This is a genomic window from Candidatus Dadabacteria bacterium (genome assembly GCA_009840385.1).
Lineage (GTDB): Bacteria > Desulfobacterota_D > UBA1144 > Nemesobacterales > Nemesobacteraceae > Nemesobacter > Nemesobacter australis.
Genome location: VXNX01000013.1, coordinates 186,469 through 208,263 on the forward strand (window position 1 = coordinate 186,469; position 21,795 = coordinate 208,263).

General features: G+C 57.4%; 13 protein-coding genes. 12 read left to right on the forward strand and 1 reads right to left on the reverse strand.

Annotated features, from left to right (window positions below):
• Positions 1–2 precede the first annotated feature (2 nt).
• From purS to F4X55_05370, 12 genes are all read left to right on the forward strand, one after another.
• Entirely contained in the window at positions 3–257 is a 255-nt protein-coding gene (gene purS, locus F4X55_05315) for a phosphoribosylformylglycinamidine synthase subunit PurS (GenBank protein ID MYC40413.1), read from the forward strand.
• Between the two features lies 1 nt (position 258).
• A complete protein-coding gene (gene purQ, locus F4X55_05320; GenBank protein ID MYC40414.1) occupies positions 259–972 on the forward strand; it encodes a phosphoribosylformylglycinamidine synthase I in 714 nt (237 codons plus the stop codon).
• Positions 973–1,028: 56 nt separating this feature from the next.
• On the forward strand, positions 1,029–1,268 hold the full coding sequence (locus tag F4X55_05325) for a sulfurtransferase TusA family protein (protein ID MYC40415.1): 240 nt from the start codon (positions 1,029–1,031) through the stop codon (positions 1,266–1,268).
• A complete protein-coding gene (locus tag F4X55_05330; protein ID MYC40416.1) occupies positions 1,268–2,209 on the forward strand; it encodes a cysteine synthase family protein in 942 nt (313 codons plus the stop codon). The genes F4X55_05325 and F4X55_05330 overlap by 1 nt, the downstream gene beginning before the upstream one ends.
• Positions 2,203–2,670, forward strand: coding sequence for a M67 family metallopeptidase (locus tag F4X55_05335; protein MYC40417.1), 468 nt, complete (start codon positions 2,203–2,205; stop codon positions 2,668–2,670). The genes F4X55_05330 and F4X55_05335 overlap by 7 nt, the downstream gene beginning before the upstream one ends.
• Before the next feature lie 58 nt (positions 2,671–2,728).
• Positions 2,729–4,186 carry an NADH-quinone oxidoreductase subunit N gene (locus tag F4X55_05340; GenBank protein MYC40418.1) on the forward strand — a complete coding sequence of 486 codons (1,458 nt, stop codon included), beginning with the start codon at positions 2,729–2,731 and terminating at the stop codon, positions 4,184–4,186.
• 59 nt (positions 4,187–4,245) lie between these two features.
• Positions 4,246–6,456 carry a DNA translocase FtsK gene (locus F4X55_05345; protein MYC40419.1) on the forward strand — a complete coding sequence of 737 codons (2,211 nt, stop codon included), beginning with the start codon at positions 4,246–4,248 and terminating at the stop codon, positions 6,454–6,456.
• The gene (locus tag F4X55_05350; GenBank protein ID MYC40420.1) at positions 6,453–7,112 is read left to right on the forward strand and encodes an outer membrane lipoprotein carrier protein LolA; all 660 of its coding nucleotides are present in this window, start codon (positions 6,453–6,455) and stop codon (positions 7,110–7,112) included. The genes F4X55_05345 and F4X55_05350 overlap by 4 nt, the downstream gene beginning before the upstream one ends.
• Positions 7,113–7,441: 329 nt before the next feature.
• The gene (locus F4X55_05355; GenBank protein MYC40421.1) at positions 7,442–17,815 is read left to right on the forward strand and encodes an SDR family NAD(P)-dependent oxidoreductase; all 10,374 of its coding nucleotides are present in this window, start codon (positions 7,442–7,444) and stop codon (positions 17,813–17,815) included.
• A 111-nt stretch (positions 17,816–17,926) separates the two neighbouring features.
• Positions 17,927–18,172: an acyl carrier protein gene (locus F4X55_05360; GenBank protein MYC40422.1), complete on the forward strand. Its 246-nt coding sequence runs from the start codon at positions 17,927–17,929 to the stop codon at positions 18,170–18,172.
• 32 nt (positions 18,173–18,204) lie between these two features.
• The gene (locus F4X55_05365; protein MYC40423.1) at positions 18,205–18,978 is read left to right on the forward strand and encodes a 4'-phosphopantetheinyl transferase superfamily protein; all 774 of its coding nucleotides are present in this window, start codon (positions 18,205–18,207) and stop codon (positions 18,976–18,978) included.
• Positions 18,975–19,880, forward strand: coding sequence for an alpha/beta hydrolase (locus F4X55_05370; GenBank protein ID MYC40424.1), 906 nt, complete (start codon positions 18,975–18,977; stop codon positions 19,878–19,880). Before F4X55_05365 ends, F4X55_05370 begins: the two co-directional genes overlap by 4 nt.
• Before the next feature lie 38 nt (positions 19,881–19,918).
• On the opposite strand, the gene F4X55_05375 is transcribed toward F4X55_05370, so the two are convergent.
• A complete protein-coding gene (locus tag F4X55_05375; GenBank protein MYC40425.1) occupies positions 19,919–21,733 on the reverse strand; it encodes a hypothetical protein in 1,815 nt (604 codons plus the stop codon).
• Between the last annotated feature and the right edge of the window lie 62 nt (positions 21,734–21,795).

The window sequence follows — 21,795 nt, forward strand, 5'->3', positions numbered from 1 at the left end:
AGATGAAGCAGTTTTCGGTAAAAATAGAGGTCAAGCTTAAGCCCGTGGTGCTCGACCCCCAGGGCAAAGCGGTGCTAAACGCGCTCAGCGGTCTTGGATTCAGCGGGGTTTCCGACGCAAGGGTAGGAAAGATCGTGGAACTCACCATGGAAGGGGCGTCCGCCGATGAAGTAGGCCGCAAAGCGGATGAAATGTGCCGGAAGCTCCTCTCCAATCCTGTAATTGAAGATTCTTCTGTAGAGATAACGGAAAAGTAAGATGCCAAATTTCGGAGTTCTCCTCTTCCCGGGTTCCAACTGCGACCACGACTGCTATCACGCCATAAGAAAAATTCTGGGACAGCCCTGTGATATGGTATGGCACGAGGAAACTTCCCTCGAAGGAATCGACTGCGTCGTGATACCGGGAGGATTCTCCTACGGGGACTACCTTCGCGCGGGCGCAATATCACAGTTCTCTCCGGTGGTAAGCCCGCTCAGGGAACTCGCCGCACTCGGAGTTCCGGTAATAGGAATATGCAACGGGTTTCAGATCCTGGTCGAATCGGGGCTTCTCCCCGGAGCTTTCATACACAACTCCTCTCTTAAATTCGTCTGCAGATGGACAAACGTCAGGATTGAAGACACCGACACCCCTTTTACCTGCCTTCTGAGCGAGGGAGAAGTTCTGGAGCTTCCGGTAGCGAACGCCCAAGGCAACTTCGTTCTGCCCCCGGGTGGGAACGACACCCTGGAGCGGAGAGTAGTTTTGCGGTACTGCGGGAAAGGGGGAGAGCTGACCGCTGAGGCAAACCCAAGCGGCGCCGAGGACAACATAGCCGGAATCGCCAACAGCCAGGGCAACGTACTCGGGATGATGCCTCACCCGGAGCGCAGTTTCGAGAGCCTGCTGGGCTCAGAAGACGGCAAGAAGATGTTCGAATCCGTAATATCGTGGATAAAGTCCCGAAATAAAGACGGGGCGGCGGTTTGAGTAAAACGCGGACTGTGTTAGTCTTAACGGGAGAATGAGCGCACGAGGTTTTTAACATGGACGATACGCAGAGCAACGAAAGAATAGATATAACGGACTACATCTGTCCGATGACGTTTGTTAAGACCAAGCTTAAGCTTGAAAAGATGGATCCGGGTGAGATCCTTGAAGTCAAGCTCTGCGAGGGAGAACCTCTTTCCAACCTCCCAAGAAGCGTGGAACAGGACGGCCACAAGGTTCTGGCCATAGAGAAGGAAGAAGGCCGCTACCACAAGGTAATCATCGAGCGCTGCTAATGCATAGACCCGAAGCCGGAGCCTCCGCTGCCAGAGGTTCAAGAGTCGAATCGGTGGTTGACCTTATAGGCAACACCCCCCTTCTGGAACTTTCCGAAACAGCAAAAGAATGCCCCCCGGGGATCAGCATTTACGCAAAGGCCGAGTGGTTTAATCCCGGAGGTTCGGTAAAAGACCGCCCAGCCCGCAAAATGATCTTGGAAGCCATACGCTCAGGCGAACTCACAAAAGACAAGGTCATCATGGACTCCTCCTCCGGGAACACCGCAATCGCATACGCGATGCTGGGAGCAGCGCTTGGGTACGAGGTTGAAATCGTAACGCCGGAGAACGTAAACACCGAGAGAAAAAAAGCGATCGAAGCATACGGAGCAAAAATAATCTTCTCAAACCCTCTTGAGGGTTCCGACGGGGCTATAAGAATGGCGCACAAGTTAAAAGTGGATAATCCTGACAGGTATTTCATGCCGGACCAGTACAACAACATCAACAACGCCCTCGCCCACTACGAAACTACCGCTCCGGAGATCTGGGAGCAGACAAAGGGTGCCGTGACCCATTTCCTAGCTGGACTCGGCACATCGGGAACCTTTATGGGAACCGCAAAAAAACTTAAGGAGTACAACCCGGAAATAAGAACAGTCGCTATCCAGCCCGAAGAAAGTCTTCACGGACTTGAGGGTATGAAACATATGCCCACTTCAATAGTTCCCGGCATATATGACGAGGAGGCAGCCGACGAAGTTGTCTTCGTCTCGACCGAGAAAGCTTATGAGATGATGGAGCGGCTTATGGATACAGAAGGGATGTTTGTCGGTCACTCGGGCGGAGCAGCGGTTTGCGTGACGCTTGAGTACGCGAAAAGGCTGAAAGAGGGAGTGCTGGTAACGATTCTTCCCGACTCGGGCAGAAGATACCTGAGTGAGAGACTCTGGTGGTAAAGATACTTAAATCGGCTTATCTGGGCATGACACGAGACGCTGAATCCGGTTACCCTTACGAGGTGTGCGGCGTGATGATCGGGAAGGGAGACACCGTGACCCACTTTCGCAAGTGCGCCAATCTGGTCGCCGACGACGAATCAGAAACAGCGTTTAAGGAAACAGGCAGTATTGACAGCAGACGGTTAAAAGACCGTTTCGAGCTTGACCCGCGCTCTTACATAGAGACTGATTCGTGGGCAAGGGAAAACGGCCTCGAGATCCTCGGCATATATCACTCGCATCCGGACCACCCTTCAGTCCCTTCAGAAACGGACAGACAGGTGGCATCACCCGGATGGGCGTATATAATCTTCTCGGTAAACCGCGGAAAGCTTGCCGACGCAAGAATATGGTACATCGACGAGCAGAACTTCCAGTTCGAGGAAAAAAAGTTCGAAGTGGTTGAAAACTCCGATTGAAGCAATAAAAAACGACTAAGGTCCGGAAAAAATTGTACATGCCGGAAGAGACGCAGCCATGAATATACAAACCCTATTTGAAAGCACGCTGGTCATCCTTCCCGAGTGCATACTTATACTCTCCGGGCTTCTCATACTTATCTGCGCCCCGATTTTGAAAAAGAGATGGAAAGAATCGCTTTTTCTTCTCGCGGTTTTGGGTACCGTAGCCTCGTTCATTCTTAACTTCTCAAGATTCTCTGGTACGGGTTCCGCGTTTTCCGGCGCGATTGTAATAGATTCCTTTTCCGCCTATTTTAACTCCATTTTTCTGCTGGCAGCCCTTGCGACAATTCTCTTTTCAAAAGATCACTTAAAGAGCCGAACGCAATGGCTTGAGGAGTTCTACGCCCTCGTCCTGTTCTGCACGAGCGGGATGATGGTTCTCGCCTCATCGGTTGAACTCATGACGCTTTTCGTGGGATTCGAAATCATGTCAATAGCCATCTACATACTTTCGGGGTTCAAAAGCAGGTCTCTTGACTCAACGGAATCGGGCGTAAAGTATCTTATCCTGGGAGGATTTTCTTCTGCCGTACTGCTTTTCGGGATCGCCCTTCTCTACGGGGCTACAGGCTCCACTTTTCTGGACGAAATTCTGAGGGGTTCCGCAAACCTGCCGATGTATATCTGCGGAGCCGTTTTCGTGGCAGCAGGAGTTATTTTCAAGATAGGAGCAGTACCGCTTCATCAGTGGGTACCCGATATCTACGACGGCGCTCCCCTCACCGTTACGGGGTACATGTCCGTGGCGGTAAAAGCGGCGGCTTTCGTGCTGCTGCTGAGAATATTCCTTGACTTCGGTCCGGCGTTTGAGAACTACTTGACAGCCGCGATACAGATCGCAGCGGTGCTGACAATGGTAGTGGGGAACATAGCAGCCATATACCAGAAGAGCATAAAAAGGATGCTAGCCTACTCAAGCGTGGCACACGCCGGATACGCCCTTGTTGGAGTGGCAGCCGTTCTCTCGGACGCTTCGGTCGGAAGCGGAAGCGTTCTTTATTATCTGTTTGCCTATACTTTCATGAACCTCGGGGCTTTCGGAATTCTCGCCTACGCAAGCAGGGAGGAGAACGACTGCGACACCTTCGAGAGAATATCGGGACTATGGAGCAGAAAACCGGCTACATCGCTCGCGCTTGGAGTATTCATGTTCTCGCTTGCGGGAATTCCGCCGACTATAGGATTTTTCGGAAAATACAGGGTGTTTTTAGCTGCGGTTGACGCTAATCTGACGCCACTTGCAGTTATAGGAATAATAACAAGCGTAATCTCCGCATACTACTACCTTAAGGTGCTTGTCTACGCGTTTATGAGGGAGGACAGTTACGGAGCAAGCGCAAACAAGCCGCTTTCTGGAGCCACAATCGCCGTGCTTACCGCAGCCACGGTTTTTTTCGGTATATTTCCTTTGTTGTCATGGGATCTGGCGGCCCAGGCCTCAAACACGCTTCTCGCGGTAATCGCCTTCTAGGTGGCGGGAATCTTCCCTTTCGCCCGGGTGCGGAGGGTTTTTATTTCAGAATTTAAGAAATGCAGAAAGGCAAAAACTCTCAAGGCGTATTCGTAGACGTGATGGCGGTCTTTTTCTTCGCCCTCGGTGTATTCACCTTCGTAAGTCTTCTGGTCTTCAGCAACCTGCTTGAAATCGACGTAAAAGGCGCAATGGGGAACGCGGGACTTTACGTGTCGGGATCTCTTGGAAGTTCCTTCGGCACGCTTTCCTTCGTATTTCCCGTGCTGATGTTCTATGCGTCATACGTGATTCTGAGGAAACAGCCCGCCGGGAAGATATACTGGAAGCTCTTCTCCACCATTATCTTCCTTCTCTCCTCGACCACCCTTCTCGGGCTCGTTTACGGAAAAAGTTCCCTTCTTGGCTACTCGCCGGCCGGGGGATGGTTGGGTCTTGTGATCTCCCGGGAATTCGCGCAGAACATCTTGGGGACTTTTGGAACATACATTATCGCCATAATCATCATATTCCTCTCCGTGATAATAACAACGGAGACCAAGATCGCCAGCATAGTGAAAATCATCCGCCTGCTCTTCTCAGGCGTTCTAAAAGGAGTTTTTGCACCGATCGGCGCGCTAAGACGCATCGCCACACGAAGGGGCACCCGAGAAAAAAAGAAGCAAGGCGCACCGAAGGCAACCCCTAGCGCGGCAAAAGCCCCTCCCGTAGCACAGAAGCAGGAACCCGACGGAAAAACCGACGCAGAACCGCAGATAGTGTTCACTCCTCCCACCCCAGATAACAAAACCGAGCCGGCACCCACCGTACCCGAGAACAGATGGCTTGACTTCTCTCTCCCCGCAATTGATCTGCTTGACCCGAAAATCGATACATCAGTAGAGATAGACAAGGAAGCCATGTACCACAAAGCCACCTTGATCGAGGAGAAACTTGCGGACTTCGGAGTAACCGGAAAGGTCATGGAAATACGTCCCGGCCCGGTCATCACGATGTTCGAATACAAGCCCGCCCCTGGAATAAAAATAAACAGAATATCATCCCTCGAAGGCGATCTTGCAATGGGTCTTAAGGCTCTCAGCATAAGAATAATAGCTCCCATACCGGGAAAAGACGTGGTGGGAATAGAGGTGCCGAACGAAAGCAGGGAAATCGTGGTGCTGAGGGAACTTTTCGAAAGCAGTTCATTCATGGCGCAAAAATCAATGCTTACAATCGCCCTCGGGAAAGACATATCCGGAAAACCGCGCTATATGGATCTTCAGACCGCCCCGCACCTCATGATCGCCGGAACAACCGGCTCGGGGAAAAGCGTGCTTCTAAACGCCGCGATCACAAGCCTGCTCTACAGGGCCACCCCCTATGAACTCAAGCTCATAATGATAGACCCGAAGATGCTTGAACTCTCGATATACGAAGATATTCCCCACCTGCTACACCCTGTGGTCACCGAATCGAAAAAAGCCGTGGCCGCCCTCAGGTGGCTGGTTTCGGAAATGGATTCCAGATACAGCATGCTCTCCGAAGAAGGTGTAAGAGACATAGACAGCTACAACAAGAAGCTTGAGACACTTGAGATCGAGGAAAAACAGCTCAGGTGGCTTCCTTACATAGTGGTTATCATAGATGAGCTTGCCGACCTGATGATGGTTTCCCCGACAGACGTCAAGGATTCGATAATAAGGCTTGCGCAGAAGGCCAGGGCGGCGGGAATCCATATAATAGTCTCCACCCAACGTCCCTCGGCGGACGTGGTGGCCGGACTCATAAAGGCTAACTTCCCGGCACGCATATCCTTCCTCGTGTCCTCAAAAGTGGATTCGAGGATCATTCTCGACACCGGGGGAGCGGAGACCCTGCTCGGAAAGGGCGACATGCTTTTTCTCACATCCGGGGGAGCCAACCTACTAAGACTTCAGGGCGCCCTGATATCCGATGACGAAAGAAAACGGGTAACGGATTTTCTGAGGTCCCAGGCAAACCCGGTCTACATAGAAGAAATAACCAAAGACGACTCAGATGATGAAAGCTCGGGGGTTAGCGAAGACGAGAAAGACGAACTTTACGAAACCGCCTTGGGAATCATAGCGGAAACCGGGCAGGCATCCATCTCGATGATCCAGAGAAGGTTAAAGATAGGGTATAACCGCGCGGCAAGGATCGTTGAAGTGATGGAAAAAGAAGGCCTTATAGGCCCCCAAGGGGCGGCCGGGAAGCCAAGAGAAGTCTATGTAGACATGATTAAGGCGGACAGGGGAAGTTCGGATTGAAGAAAATCCCGCTTGCGGCGGCACTTCTCGCCGTATCCATTCTCTTTATCACCCACCCGGCGAGGACCCAAGACCCGACCACTGTTGTAAGCAACATCCAGAAAAAATACGCATCGATAAACGACCTTAAATCGCCTTTCACGCAGGAAACCCGGATAAAAGACCTCGAGGAGAAAATCTCATCCTCGGGAAAAGTATGGTTCAAGAAACCGGCGATGATGAAATGGCAGTACGAAGAACCGTGGAAAGATACGATAGTCTCTGACGGAAAAAAGGTCTGGTATTTTGACAGCCAGGAAAACCAGGTTGCCGAAACGGAATTTGACAGCGTTTGGACAGGCTCCTTCGGCTCCTATACAGTCATTTCTATACTGGAGGACCTTGACCGTCTTTTCGATGTCCGCCTAGGCGCCGGAAGCACGGATGAACAGGGAAACATCCTTCTTGACTTGAAACAGAAAGACCAGGAGCAGTCAAAGCAGGTAACGATAGCAGTCGATCCCAAGACCTATGCGCTGAGAAAAATCATAATCGGCGATGTTTTCGGAAACACGACCATTATAGAACTGGGTACGGCAGAAGTTAACCTCGGCATTCCCGATTCGTTTTTTACGTTTAAAAAACCGGCGGGAGCAGGGACAGTGACTTTTCCTTGAGGCCCGGCATTCATTTGATTGTGATAACCTCGCAGACAGGGGCAAAAAGCGTACAAATGCCAAACTGCCTGTCCGGTTTGTTGAAAACCCGCAAATCTTAAATAAAATGCCACCTGGATTTAGCGCGAGATAGTCGTGGCACGGGCAAAGAAGAGCTTTGTTCCCTGGCCTTCCCTATGCTAAACTTTTCTGAAAGAGAATTATCAAAGTCAGTGGTGAACTTCATAGTTCAAGTGGTGAGTTGAAAACCGTTTTGTAAAACAGAAACGGTTCAGATTGAGGGAACACAGGTAGAACCATCAGTTCATAATCTTGGGAGGGAGATTTCGATGACAAAGTCAAACAAGTCTTGCGATTCTTCTGGGGAATCGCTGCCCAACTCTGAAACTCAGAAACAGGAAAAATCTGGATTCGGTCCGCCGATAGCGATCGTGGGCATGGGGTGCCGGTTCCCCGGCGCATCGAGTATACCGGCCTTTTGGCGCCTGCTCGAATCCGGCCAGAATACGGTGACGGAGGGTGTCCCGGGTTCCGGCGTCGGGCGTATGGACGAGCTTTTCCCCGATGGACAGATTCCGAGCAATGCCTGTCGTTTCTGTGGCTATGTCGACGGAATCGAGCAGTTCGACGCGGGGTTCTTTCGCATTTCTCCGGTCGAGGCCCAGTTGCTGGATCCACAGCAGCGGATGATGCTGGAAACCACTTGGGAGGCTCTCGAGGATGCGGGCATGGATCCGGATCGGCTGAAGGGCAGCCGCACCGGGGTATATACCGGGATCAGCAACGACGAATACAGGATGCTGGTAGTGGAGTCAAGGAAACCTGCCGAGGCTGCTTCATGTCTTTATGCTCTGAGCGGCACGAACTTAAACGGTACCAGCGGTCGGGTCTCTTTCGTGCTGGGACTCATGGGACCGGCGAAGGCAGTGGACGCCGCGTGCGCGTCGTCCATGGTGTCGGTCCACGACGCGGTGGCGGACCTGCAGCAGGGCAAGGCGGATCTAGCCATTGCGGGCGGTGTGCAGGCCATCCTGAACAGTCGCATTTTCGAACTCCGTGCGGATGCGATGATGCTGTCTCCGGACGGGCAGTGCAAGACGTTCGACGCGTCCGCGAACGGTTACGTGCGCGGCGAAGGTTGTGGCGTCGTTATCCTGAAGCGGTTGAGCGAGGCCGAAGAGGATGGCGATCGGATCTGGGGGGTAATCCGAGGCTCGGCGGTGAACAACGGCGGGCCCGGCACCGGACTGACCGTACCACATACCCCTGCATTGGAACAGGTGATGGAAGCGGCACTGTCGCAGGCCGGAGTTACTGCTTCGGATGTGGATTACATCGAGGCACACGGGACTGGAACAGCTGTAGGCGACCCTATTGAGATCGAGGCCGTCTCCGCCGTGTACGGCAAAGGGCGCAAAGCCGACCGTCCTCTTTTGATCGGTTCCGTAAAGACCAATATCGGCCACCTCGAGTCGGCTGCCGGAATCGCCGGTCTGATCAAAGCAGTGCTGGTGATGCAGCGCGGCGTGATTCCGAAGCACCTGCATTTCCAGGTTCCCAACCCCGCCCTCGATTGGGACCGACTGCCTTTGAAAGTTACTTCGTCCATAATGGACCTGCCCGAGCGTGGCGGACGGCCGCGACTGGCAGGAGTAAACTCCTTCGGGATATCCGGGACGAACGCCCACATAGTGGTGGAAGAATACATCGCCCGGGGGACATCGCCCTACAGAAAGCATGAGCTTGCGGGCTCGGCCCAGGCGGTGACAGTCTCTTTGCCGGAGGCCGTGGAGAGTTTGTCGCCGCCGGAGCAGGAGTTAAAGAGGCGCGAGACCCGTTTGCTGCCGCTATCCGGCAAATCGGTGAGCGCGCTCCGCGAACTTGCGGAGCGTTACCTCTCATGGCTTGACGAGCGTCCGGAGGATATTGCTTCCCAAAGCGCCTCTGCGGAGCCGTTGCTCTCGGACATGGCGTGGACTGCAGGCGTAGGAAGGAGCCATTTCGATCACCGCGCGGGCGTGGTGTTCCGGGATGCCGGGTCGCTGCGGGAGGGGCTGAAAGCGCTGGGGGATTCGGGCGAGAGTCCAGGGCCGCAGACGCCGACGAAGGTGGCGTTCGCTTATACCGGGCAAGGAAGCCAGTGGGCCGGCATGGGAAAGGCGCTCTACGAACGTGAGCCGGTGGCGCGGGCGGTTCTCGACCGCTGCGAGGAGGCGTTTCGGGACGAAAGGGGCACCTCGCTGCTTGACGTGATGTTCGGGGGCGGCGAAGGGGATCTGGGCGATACGGCGTGGGAGCAGCCTGCCCTCTACGCTCTTGAGTGCGCGCTCACGGCCCTCTGGTCAAGCGTAGGGGTTCGTCCCAGCGTGGTGCTGGGGCACAGCGTCGGGGAACTGGCGGCCGCACAGGCGGCGGGAGTGTTCAGCCTGGAGGATGGAATGCGGTTTGCCGCGGCGCGAGGCACCCTGCTGTCGGAAACCGAACCGGGCGCGATGGCAGCGGTTTTTGCCACCCCGGCACGAGTGACGTCGACGGTCGAGGAGATAAACGAATCATCTGCCAGTGTCGGGCTGAGCATCTCGGCGGACAACGGCGGCCACCAAGTGGTGAGCGGCCCGGTTGCAGATATTGAAACCATCTCGAAGCGTTTCAAATCGGAAGGAGTCCGGGTAAGACGATTGAACACGACCCGCGCGTTCCACAGCGCCTTGGTGGAGCCAGCTCTGGACATGCTGGAAGCTTCCCTGGATAGTGCGGCGATCGAACCACCCTCCCTCACCGTGGTCAGCAACCTGACCGGCCAGACGGTGGAGCCCGGCCAAGCGCTGGACGGAGCCTACTGGAGGCAGCATGCCCGTGAGAAGGTGGCGTTTGCCAGCGGTGTCCGGACATTGGCGGAATTCGGGGTGGATTTGGTGCTGGAGATAGGACCGAGACCGATCCTGGCCTCGATGACAGTCTCGGCCTGGCCGGACTCGGCACAGACACCAGCGCCCACGGTGCTGTCGAGCCTGCGCCCGCCGTCTGGTGAATCTTCAGCGTCTGTGGATGACGCCGATTTCACGCGGGCGGTCGCGGAAGCGTATCAGGCGGGGCTCCCGATTCGTTTTGAAGGGCTCTTTGCGGGGGAGTCGCGCCGTCGCATCTCGTTGCCAAGCTATCCATTCCAACGCGAACGCCATTGGCTCGATTCGAAGAGAAAACAACGCTCGGGCGTCGGCCACCCCCTACTGGGGGTTCGGCACGAATCCGCCTCAGGCCAAGTCACATTCGAGACAGAAGTGTTCCAGTCGGATCCGGAGTGGTTGAGCGATCACCGGGTGTTCGGCCGGGTTATAGCTCCGGGCGCGCTCTACGGTGCCATGGCAGCATCGGCATCCCTTACGGAAGAGAGCGGAGCGGTGGTTGTGGAGGACATGCAGCTGCTCAACGCGCTGATTTTCCCGGAGGAGGGTTCCGAGGACGGTACCGGCGACGAGGGCCGGGAGGTGCAGGTTGTGCTTGATTCTTCCGAGCGGGCAAATTCGCGTCGCGTCCAGATATTCAGCAAGGGGAGCGGAGAGGACTGGACGGCACATGTGGAAGGCCACATATCGTCGGGCGCCCCGATTCCGGAAGCCGGTGGGCGCATCGATCTCGAAAGCCTCAAGGCCCCCCTGTCGCCGATAGACGTGGCAGCCTACTACCGCGCCCGGGCCGATACGGGGATCAATCTCGGCCCGTTCTTCCGCACGCTCGAGAATGCCTGGTCCGGGCCAGGCGAGGCGTTAGGCGAGATCTCTTTCCCTGAAGCTCTCGGCCGCAATGAGCTGGACGTTCATCCGCTCCTGCTGGACGGTTGCTTTCAGGTTGTGGCCGCAGCACGCAATCCAGGCGGGGTAGAAGAGGAAACCACCTATCTGCCATTTGGCTGGGAGCGACTGTGGCTGGCGGACCGGCTGCCGGATCGCTTGTTCTGTCACGTGCGCATGAGTGAGGTTTCCCAAGGGACGGAAGCGGAACAGGACGAGCCGCCTGAGGTCTGGAACGGAGAATTGAGAATCTACGACCCCAATGGAGTTCTGCTTGGCGGGCTGAACGGATACATGGTGAAACGCGCGACGCGGGCGGCGCTGCTCTCCGCAGGCGAAGGGGTGAATGAACTGCTGTATGAGGTTGTGTGGCGCGAAAAGGCTCTCACGCCCGGAATGCTGCCCGCAGATTTCCTCGCGTCTCAGGCAACGATTGTGGCGCGCTCGGGATTGCTCTCAGATTATTTAGCCGACGAAGGAGTCACGCCCAAAGACAGAAGCGCCCTCCTGACCGACCTGGAGCGGTGGTCCCGGTCCTGCGCGCTCGAGACCTTGGAGAAGCTGGGGTGGGAACGCGAGGTGGGCGTGGCCGTGGATTCAGAGGACCTGCGGCAGCGCTTGAACGTCGTGGAGGAGCATAAGAAGTTGTTCCGCCGAACGCTCGAGATGCTGGCCAAGTCCGGGGTGTTGGAGGAGGTGGACGGTGACTTCGTCGTGAGAATCGGACCCGGGGATCCCTTGCCGGATGAAATGCCTCCTGACACCGAGGAATTCGCTGCCCGAATGGCTGAACTGTATCCCCACGGCTTGACCGAGATCGGGCTTTTTCGACGCTCCGGCAACGCCCTGGCAGACGTGCTGCTGGGCCAAGCGGACCCGTTGACGGTCCTGTTCAGCAGCGGAGACCCGACCCCGGGCGATCTGTATCTAAAAGCTCCGGTGGCACGTGCGGCGAACCGGCTACTGCGAGAAACGGTTCAGACTCTTGTGGCGGGGCTGCCCGACGGCCGACACCTCAGGGTGATCGAAGTCGGGGCGGGCACAGGGTCGGCGACCGCGGCCATCCTGCCGGAACTCCCGGAAGGGCGGTTCGACTACATGTACACGGATATCTCGGCGGGCTTCTTTGCGGAAGCGGAGGCGCGTTTCGGAGGCGAGGAAGCGTCGATAGATTACCGCATGCTGGATATCGAGAAGGATCCGGTGGAGCAGGGATTCGACTCCCACGGTTATGACCTGGTGATTGCGTCCAATGTGCTGCACGCCACTCGATACCTAGACGAGACGCTTGGGCACTGCCGGCGGCTTCTCGCGCCATCAGGACAGATGGTCGCGCTCGAGAACCTGAGGGGTATGGGTTGGATGGACCTGACTTTCGGGCCGCTGGACGGCTGGTGGCGGTTTGCCGATGCCTACCGACCGCAGCACGCCCTGGTGGAACCTGCTGTGTGGCGTCGCGTACTCGCTGACGTGGGTTTCGAGGAAATAGAAGTGCTGGGGGTGAAAGAGTCCGACTCGACCGAGATGCCGGATAAGGGTGTGATCGTGGCGCGGGGTCCGGCTGAGGTGACCGAAAAACCGGGCGTCTGGGTTCTGGCGGCGGATAGCGCCGACGTGGCCGAGGAGCTGGCAGCAGGGTTGGCCGCGCGCAACCAGACAGTCGTGCTGGCGGACCATCAACCCCCGGAGAACGGGCATTCAGAAGTGGACGGGTCCGGCATTTTGCGGTCAACGGTGGAAATGGAGCGGCGCGAGTCGTGGCAATCGTTGCTGGAGAGCCTGCCAGGAGATACGCCTCTTAGCGGCGTCGTGCACCTCGTGGCGCTGGGCGGCCACGGCCCGAATGCGACAACCGAAGAGATGGCGGAGGACACGAGGCGAGCGGTGGCAAGCGCGCTGGCGTTGACGCAGGGGCTGCTTGACTCCGATGTGGCGCCCGAGAACGGAGTGTGGTTTCTTACGCGGGGCGCGCAGGTGCTGGAAAAGGAGCTTGGCGGGGAACTTGCCGGCGCGACGCTATGGGGTTTCGGGAAGGGCGTGTCCCGTGAAGCGGCGCATCTGAAGCTGAGAATGATTGACCTCGACCCCGTAGAAACGCAATCGCCTGAACTCCTCGACGAACTGCTGTATCCCGATCACGAGAATCACATCGCGCATCGCTACGGCCGACGTATGGTGGCCCGCCTGGTCCGGGCGGGGACCAGCACGGAGCGGTTGACATTTCCGGAGCAGTCGGCCTGGGCGTTGGCTCCGGACCCGGACGGCATATTCGATAAGCCTTACGTCAAGCCGCTGCCGGCGCGTTCCCTGGAGCCGAAAGAAGTCCGCATCGCGGTCCGGGCTGCCGGAATGAACTTCTGGGACGTATTTCGTTCACTTGGCTTCATTGAAGAAGAGAACTTAGGAAAGGAGATGTGTGGCCACGTGCTTGATGTGGGTTCCGAGGTGTCAACCGTCTCGGTCGGCGATCACGTGGTTGGATTGGGGTTCGGCGGTGCGTTCGCAGCCGAAACGATCATACGGGAGGAACTGGTGGTGCCCGCGCCACCGGGAATCCCGGCGACGGGTCTCGCCACAGTGCCGAATGTGTACGTCTCAGCCGCGTTTTCGTATGAGCTCTCAGGACTGAACGCTGGCGACCGGGTGCTGATTCACGCGGGCGCCGGCGGTGTGGGACTCGCGGCTATCCAGTTGGCGCATGCCGCGGGCGCCGAGGTGTATGCCACGGCGAGTGAACTGAAGCGGCCCTATCTCCGCTCCATCGGCGTGGAGCATGTGTTCGATAGCCGTACGACAAAATTCGGGGAAGAGATCCTCGAGGCCACGGACGGCGCAGGAGTCGACGTGGTGCTGAACAGCCTGACGGGAGAGGGATTCATCGAGGCGAGCCTGTCATGCCTGGCACAGGGTGGCCGGTTTGTGGAATTGGCCAGGCGAGACATCCTGAGCGAGGAGGAGATGGCGGAAGTTCGTCCCGACGTTGCCTACTCCATCCTGGAGCTGGATGTTTTGAAGAAGACTGAGCCGGCTTGCGTCGGAAGAGTTTTCCAGGAAGTGATGGAGCGCATTGCGGCGGGAGAACTGAAACCCCTTATCCACAGCAGTTGGCCCCTAGCTGAAGCGGGGGCCGCGTTGAGATTCATGCGATCGGGTCGGCACATAGGCAAGATCGTTCTTACAAATTCGCCGCTGCAGACGGGACGGCTGCGGGAGGACAGAACCTACCTGGTGACCGGCGGCCTGGGCGGTATCGGGTGCGCCGTGGCCGGCTGGCTGGCGGATCACGGTGCTGGGACAATCGTGTTGAATGGACGACGGTCGCCGGACCCCGAGGTTGAAAAAGAGATCGACTCGTTGCGTGAACGCGGGTTCACGGTGAGGGTGGAACTGGCGGATGTGACGGATACCGCTGCCGTGGACGACATGCTGGGGCGGATGGATCGGGAACTGCCGCCGCTCGGCGGAGTGATTCACAGCGTGGGAGTGTTGTCGGACGCTTCGCTGTCGAACCAGAGTTGGGAGAGTTTCGAACAGGTGCTGTGGCCGAAGGTGCTGGGCGCTTGGCACCTGCACCGTGCGACGGCGGAGCGCGATCTGGAGTTCTTCATCCTCTTTTCGAGCCGAGTCGGCGTCATGGGCAATCCGGGCCAGTCAAACCACGCCGCGGCCAATGCGTTCCTGGACCAGCTCGCCGCCCACCGGCGGGCGGTGGGGCTTCCGGGACAGGCCATTGCCTGGGGGGCGTGGTCAGAGATCGGCGAAGCGGCGGAACAACGAGACCGGATTGAACGGCAACGATCGGCGCTCGGCGGCCGCTGGTTTACACCGCAGCAAGGTCTCAGGGCGTTCGACAGGCTGGTGCGCCAGGACGTAACGAATTCCGTGGTGATGTCTATGGACTGGGAAGTTTTCGAGGAGGCTGTCGAAGACCGTCCCTCCCTGCTAGAGGACCTGATTTCCACCAGCCTCAAGGCCGACACCGACTCGCCTGCTCAGACGGACGACCTGATGTCCAGGGTGCGGAAGACGACTGTGGCGGAACGCGAGGGTATGCTGGTGTCATTCCTGCAGGGGGAAGTGCAGGCAGTTCTGCGGCTGCCGTCGACGCCGACGCCAACGGTGGGGTTCTTCGATCTGGGGATGGACTCATTGATGGCAGTAGAACTGAGAAACCGGCTCAACCGGGCATTCGCGGGCGAGTATGTCGTCTCCAACACGGCCGTCTTCGACTACCCCGACATCACGACCTTAGCCCGCTATCTGGGGGATGAACTCGGTCAACTGGGCGGGGACGACGGGACGTCCCAGACACCCGAGACAGCCACGCCCGCACCGCGCGCCCCCGTCTCTACTGAGAATGACGACATAGCGATAGTCGGCATGGCGTGCCGTTTCCCGGGCGCGAAAAACCTTTCGGAATATTGGCATCTCTTGGAATCGGGCACTGACGCGGTAACCGACGGACGCCAGGCCGGCGATTCGCCGAGGAACGCCTTTGGAGACTCGAACTCCGAGAGCACCACCCACCTGCACGGCGCGTTTGTTGAGGATATCGAGTGGTTTGACTCACGCTTCTTCCGTATTGCGCCGATAGAAGCGCGGATGATGGACCCACGACAGAGAATGATGCTGGAGACGAGTTGGGAGGCTATCGAAGACGCCGGAATCGCTCCCGACAGCCTACGAGGCAGCCGCACCGGAGTGTATGCCGGAATCAGCCACAGCGAATACCAACATGTGATTGAAGAAACCCAAGGCAAGGCCGACACTTTCCTCGGTCTAATGGCCAGCGTCACCGCCGGGCGGGTCGCGTCCGCACTGGGCCTTGAGGGCCCGGCAATGGCCATCGATATGGCTTGCGCCTCGGCATTGGCTGCGGTGCATCAAGCCGTCGCCGGGCTACGGCGGGGCGATGTGGACCTAGCCCTCGCCGGAGGCGTGCATGCGGCGCTGTCGCGCAACATTTCCAAACTTATGCTGGATGTGGGGATGCTGTCGCCAAGCGGGCAGTGCCACCCCTTTGATGCGTCTGCGGACGGCTATGTACGCGGCGAGGGCTGCGGAATGCTCATTTTGAAACGGCTGGGTGAAGCGCAGATTGACGGCGACCGGATATGGGGCGTCATCAAGGGTTCTGCCGTTAACCAGAACGGGGCAAGCGCGGGATTCACCATCCCGAACGGCCCGGCACAGGAGCGTGTTATAGAGGAGGCTCTTGCTCAGGCGGGCCTCACCGGGAGGGATGTTGACTATCTCGAAGCGCACGCGACAGCCTCCCAGTTGGGCGACGCAATTGAAGTACACGCAGCAGGTTCGGTGTACGGCAGGGGGCGAGATGCCGACCGACCGCTGCTGATAGGCACCGTAAAGTCAAACATCGGATATCTGGAGACGGCGGCGGGCGTTGCCGGCCTGATAAAGGCCGTGCTGGCGATGAAGCAAGGTGTCATTCCGAAACATCTGCACTTCAAGGAACCGAACCCACAAATCGACTGGGACCGACTGGCCGTGCGAGTGACTTCTGAAAAGACCGACTGGCCACCCCATCCTGACAGGCCGCCACGCGCGGCAGTAAGCGCGTTCGGCATATCGGGCGCAAACGCACATATGGTGGTGGAAGGCTACGGAATCGCAACAGAGAATGGCAGCGGAAGTGCCGGAGTGCAGTCGCTTAGGGGCGCTGCACAGCAAGTACCCATTTCTCTGCCAGAGCCGGTTGCGAATCTGCCGCTAGTCATGGACGGGCTAATGGAGCGCACAGTGCGGTTCCTGCCGCTATCGGGCAAGTCGGACGGCGCACTGCGGGACATTGCAAAACAGTACCTGTCGTGGTTCGACGAGCATATTGCCGAGTCGTCGCCCAAAGCGCCTGCACTTGCTGACATAGCGTGGACGGCGGGTGTCGGACGCAGCCATTTTGACCATCGGGCCGCTGTAGTGTTCGGGGATATGCAGTCTCTGCGCGCGGGGCTGACGAAACTCGCGGAGACCGGCGCCACGCCTGATAAGCCAGATCCGCAGCCTTTAAACAAAGTGGCATTCGTGTACACAGGCGAGGGCAGCCAGTGGGTTGGCATGGGCGAGACATTGTACAACAGCGAGCCGGTCGTGCGCGCTGTTTTGAACCACTGTGACGCCGTGGTGCGCGCGGAGAGAGGAGCATCGCTGCTCGATGTGATGTTCGGGCGCACCGAAGCAACGGACGATCTGAATGATGCAGACTGGGCACAGCCGGCTCTCTACGCGTTGGAGTGCGCGCTGACGGCGCTTTGGGCAAGCGTTGGAATCCGCCCGACCGCCGCGCTGGGGCACGGCACGGGTGAGATTGCCGCAGCTCAGGCCGCAGGAGTCTTCACCTTAGAGGAAGGATTGCGCTTTGCCTTGACTCGCGGCACGCTGATGGCGGCCCTGCCGGGAGTGGACCCGGACCAATCTCTGAACGGTCTGGAAGCGGCATTTGCAGAGAGTGCGGTCTCGCCTCCATCCCTGACTCTGGTGAGCGGCGTTACGGGGCGAGTTGTGGATGCGGACAGCCCACTCGACGGGGCGTACTGGCGTACGCAGGCGTGCGAAACCACGGCGTTCGGCGCAGGGGTCTCCGCGCTTGCCGAGTTGGGAGTAGATGCAGTGGTAGAGATTGGCCCCGGCGCGGTACTGGGGCCGCAGGTGAGTCTCGAGTGGCCGGACTCGTCGGACGGAGAGGAAGCCACCACTTCACCACTCGTGCTTGTGAGCCTGATGCGGCCATCCGACGAGGATTCAGAGGAGGACGGTACCGGTTTTGCAAAGGCGGTTGCAGGGGCATACGAGGCGGGACTGGCGCTTTCCTTTGAGGGCATGTTCGCCGGGGAGTCGCGCCGCCGCATCTCGCTGCCGAGCTATCCGTTCCAGCGCAGGCGTCACTGGGTGTAATCGGGGGGTCGTGTCACGAAGAAAACTAGAGGAAATTGATTGACCTAAGCGCCTATATGTTATACCATTGACTTCTAATATCTTAAATTCTTAAAAGGAGGGCTTTATATTATGGCTTCAACTGAAGAAAGACTGAGACAACTTGCGGACGAAAACCTGGAGGTAGATGGACAGCCGGTAGGCAAGTTGCTGGACCTAGACAAGGGTCTTGCTGATGTGGGTGTTTCCTCTATGGACGCAGTCTCATTCGCCAAAGTGCTAGAACAGGAGTTCAATGTCTCCCTTCTTCCCGATAAGGCCGGGGAGATTCAGACTATTGGAGACTTGATAGCGTACTTGGAGGCCAACGCTTCTTAACACCTCACTCCTGTAGAGGTAACCGGCATCTGATGTCCGCTTCTGCTGCAAGGTACTGGTGGAGTTTTTTCCGTAAAGCTGGTCCCGTTACCGTCACGCATGTAGACCTGACGCCTAATGCCAGCCGTGAGGCATCATCTTTATTATTGCTGAACGAGGAAGAACAGGTGCGTTGTCGCCAATATCCGCTTCCAGGTCCTCGTCGCAGATTTGCTCTGTGCCGTGCTGCGCTTCGGACTATCCTCTGTCGCCAACTCGGCTGCAGCAATGAACGCCTCAGCTTCGGTTCATCTGAGTATGGAAAGCCGTTTGCGCTAGTAGACGAGGAACCGGCAGCCATCAGCTTCAACCTCAGCCACAGCGCAAAGCATGGCTTGATAGCTCTTGTTCCCCATGGACGGCTGGGCGTGGATGTGGAGGAGCGGGTCCCTCGAGGGGATTTTGACGAACTGAGCGAAGCCGTGTTCGGTCCTCATGAACAGTCCGCCCTTGGAAACGTACGCGGACGCGACAGGACTCGGCTGTTCTTCAGACTCTGGACCATCAAGGAAGCCCTAATCAAGGCTCTTGGCCTAGGCTTTACTCTTGATGTGTCTCAGTTTGAAGTGCCACCAGCCTTGCATCAGGGGAGAGTGGGCATATTTCGCTTTCCACAGCTACCGGAAGTGCACTGGCGCGTCGAATACATCGGCAACGAAGATTTCTCAGCGGCCATCGCGCATGAGCTTGTCCCGTCCCAATTGGGCGACCAGTCACTGCAGCGGCGAAACGGTGACGTGCTGGAAAAACAAGGAGCTTGCCAGTGACTTCAGAAATCGTATGGGAGGTACCTGAACCACTTTCCACTCACGATGTCCGCGTGGATGACGACACCATAATTACGCTGCGGCAACATGGAAATCCGTCAGGACCGCGACTCGTCATGAGCCATGGCAACGGTCTCGCAGTCGATCTGTACTATCCATTCTGGTCGCTCCTGACCGACGACTTTGACCTAATAATTTACGATCTCAGAAACCATGGATGGAATCCGGTAGGCGATCTTCAAAACCATAGTCTTCCAACATTGGTTCAGGACAACGACACCATTCTCGAGGCTATCGACCGCCACTATGGAGCAAAGTCCAGAATAGGTGTGTTCCACTCAGTTGCGGCTCTGGCGACTCTGCTATCACCCAAAAAGGGCGGCGACTTTGCAGCCCGGGTTCTGTTCGACCCGCCTGTCTGCAAACCTGGCCGAAGCTTTAAGGATTATGAAGATATCGCAAAACGTATGGCCAAAACGATCCGTCAAAGCACGAGTCAGTTTAAAACCACGCAGGAACTTGTGGACATTCTTCCCTACATTCCAGCCTGGCAGCACGTGGTGCCAGGGGTATTCGACCTTTATGCAAGAACAACCCTGCGTGAATGTGCGAATGGAGAGGGGTATGAACCTCGCTGCCCTTCTGAGTACCAGGCGCAGTTAATAGAGTACGCCAGCGCCTTTGCCGTACTCGTGGACTTTCAGTCGCTCCTCTGCCCGACAAAGGTCATCGGGGCCGACCCGACCTTGCCATACTCATACCTGCCGACGCTCGACCTGAGCGATATGTCTACCGTGGATTACGACTTTCTGCCTGACACTACGCACCTTCTTCTTTTGGAAAAGCCGCAGGAATGCGTCAAGTCCATGCTTGAGTTCATCGAGCCGATTATCACTACGTAAACTCGACCCCTTCCCTTGCGTTCCAATCCAGAGAGTCGTTACGCTTCGACCCGCACCGCGACGATATCCATCCCCTGATATTTCCGGTGGCGCACCGATGAAGCATAATGACGCAACAGGCGGAACGATATTTCCCTCTCGTCCACGCTTTCGTCCTCTTCGTTCAGATACGCGAGACGGTCCTCCAGATTCTCCTCGTCCTCAAGCGTCGAGATGAATTCCATCTCCGCTGCTCCACCGTCGGGACGCACGGCTATGATCAGGCGCGGAGTCTTGTCCGTCCCACCACCCGCGGGATGTCCGCTGTCCGGCTGCAACAGGCTCGACAGCGTCTCCTCGCCCGCCGAACGCAGCCGCTGGGTCGCCTCCTCGCTCCAGTGCATATCGGCGGCAACTTTCCGCATGAAAGCGTCAATTCGCGGCAGGTCGGAAAAGTCCAGTCGGACCTCCAGCCGCCTGGAACGCGGACTGGTCAGATTCAGGAAGACGTTGAGCGCAATCGCCGTTGCCGCGCCCACCGTGATGCCGTTGCCAAGCAGTGTGCCCCACGGGTGCACCAATAAGTTCTCAAGAATGTTTTGTTGCTCGAACCCGGCACCAAGCGCGAACGACACGCCTACCACAACGGTCTTTTGAAAATCGAGCCCGTCCCGCACGATAGTCTGTACTCCCTCGACAAAAAATATTCCCACGGCAAGTAAGAGAAATGCCCCCATCACCGGACTGGGTATGGTGAGCAGCGCGCCCGTGAACTTTGGCAGCAATGCCAGTACCAGAAGCATGATCGCTATGACGTATCCCACATTGCGGGCGGCAACTCCCGTCATGTTCACGACCGACGCCGTGAATGACGAATATGGCGACGCAGGAGGCGTTCCGGCAAGACCCGACAGCAAAACACCCAGCCCATTTGAGTAGAGCGAGCCTTGCAGCAGCCGAAAATCGGTCGTCCTCGGTCTGCGCCGCGACACCCGTTGAATCACCACGTTGTCTCCAATGCCTTTGATCGCCTGCACCAGAGTGACAATCAAGAACATCGGCAGCAGCGCCCAGAATCCGGCAGTCGGCGTAAGGTCCAACCCTTGGAAACCGACTTCGGGAATGCCGACCCACGGTGCTGCGTACAGCGGCTCCAGGTCATACACTCCCAGCAGGGCAGCGGCCACGCAGCCGGACGCGAATCCGATCAGTATGGACCACGGACGCCAGCGTCGCGGGGCGCGTAGTATCAGCACAGTGGATACGATCAGCGTTACCAAAGCTACGCACAGCCCAGCAAGTGTCGGCGCACCCTCCGGCACTTCCCCGAATCGATCCAGACAGATGGGCAGCACCATCACGGCTATCAGCATAAGGACCGTGCCTGAGACGGTCGGCGTTATCACTCGCCGCAGTTGCGGAAGCCTTGTCGCTATCGCAAAGAAAAAGAACGCAGACACAACCATCAGGCTGGCCAGCATCGCCGGCCCTCCCTCATTCAAGGCGAGCACCGACAGCGGGATGTAGTTGGGAGTCACTCCCATGACGACCAGATGCCCCGCGCCAAATCGACTTATCCTGGAGGCTTGCAGCGCGGTAACTATCCCTACGATTATCAGCGCCGAGAATACGGACCAAGTCAGGAATGCTTCGTCCTGGCCGGTCGCTAGAACATTAATAACCACTATCGAAACTGCGAGCGGCAGCACGAGCACGATGCCCTGTATGGCGACGACGAAGGACGAGAGTGGCGTGCACTTCTCATCCGGCTCGTAGCGGATGTGGTCGTTTATAGGGGTTGACGCCAAGCTGAACCTCCCAATCAGGTTTCGTCGCTGGCGTAAAGAGTAGCCGGTGTTCCGAGATTGCGTCAAATGAGCATGCGGCTAATGGAGAGAGATATGGGCAACCCAAAAATTGCTGCTTTCTGCCGCAG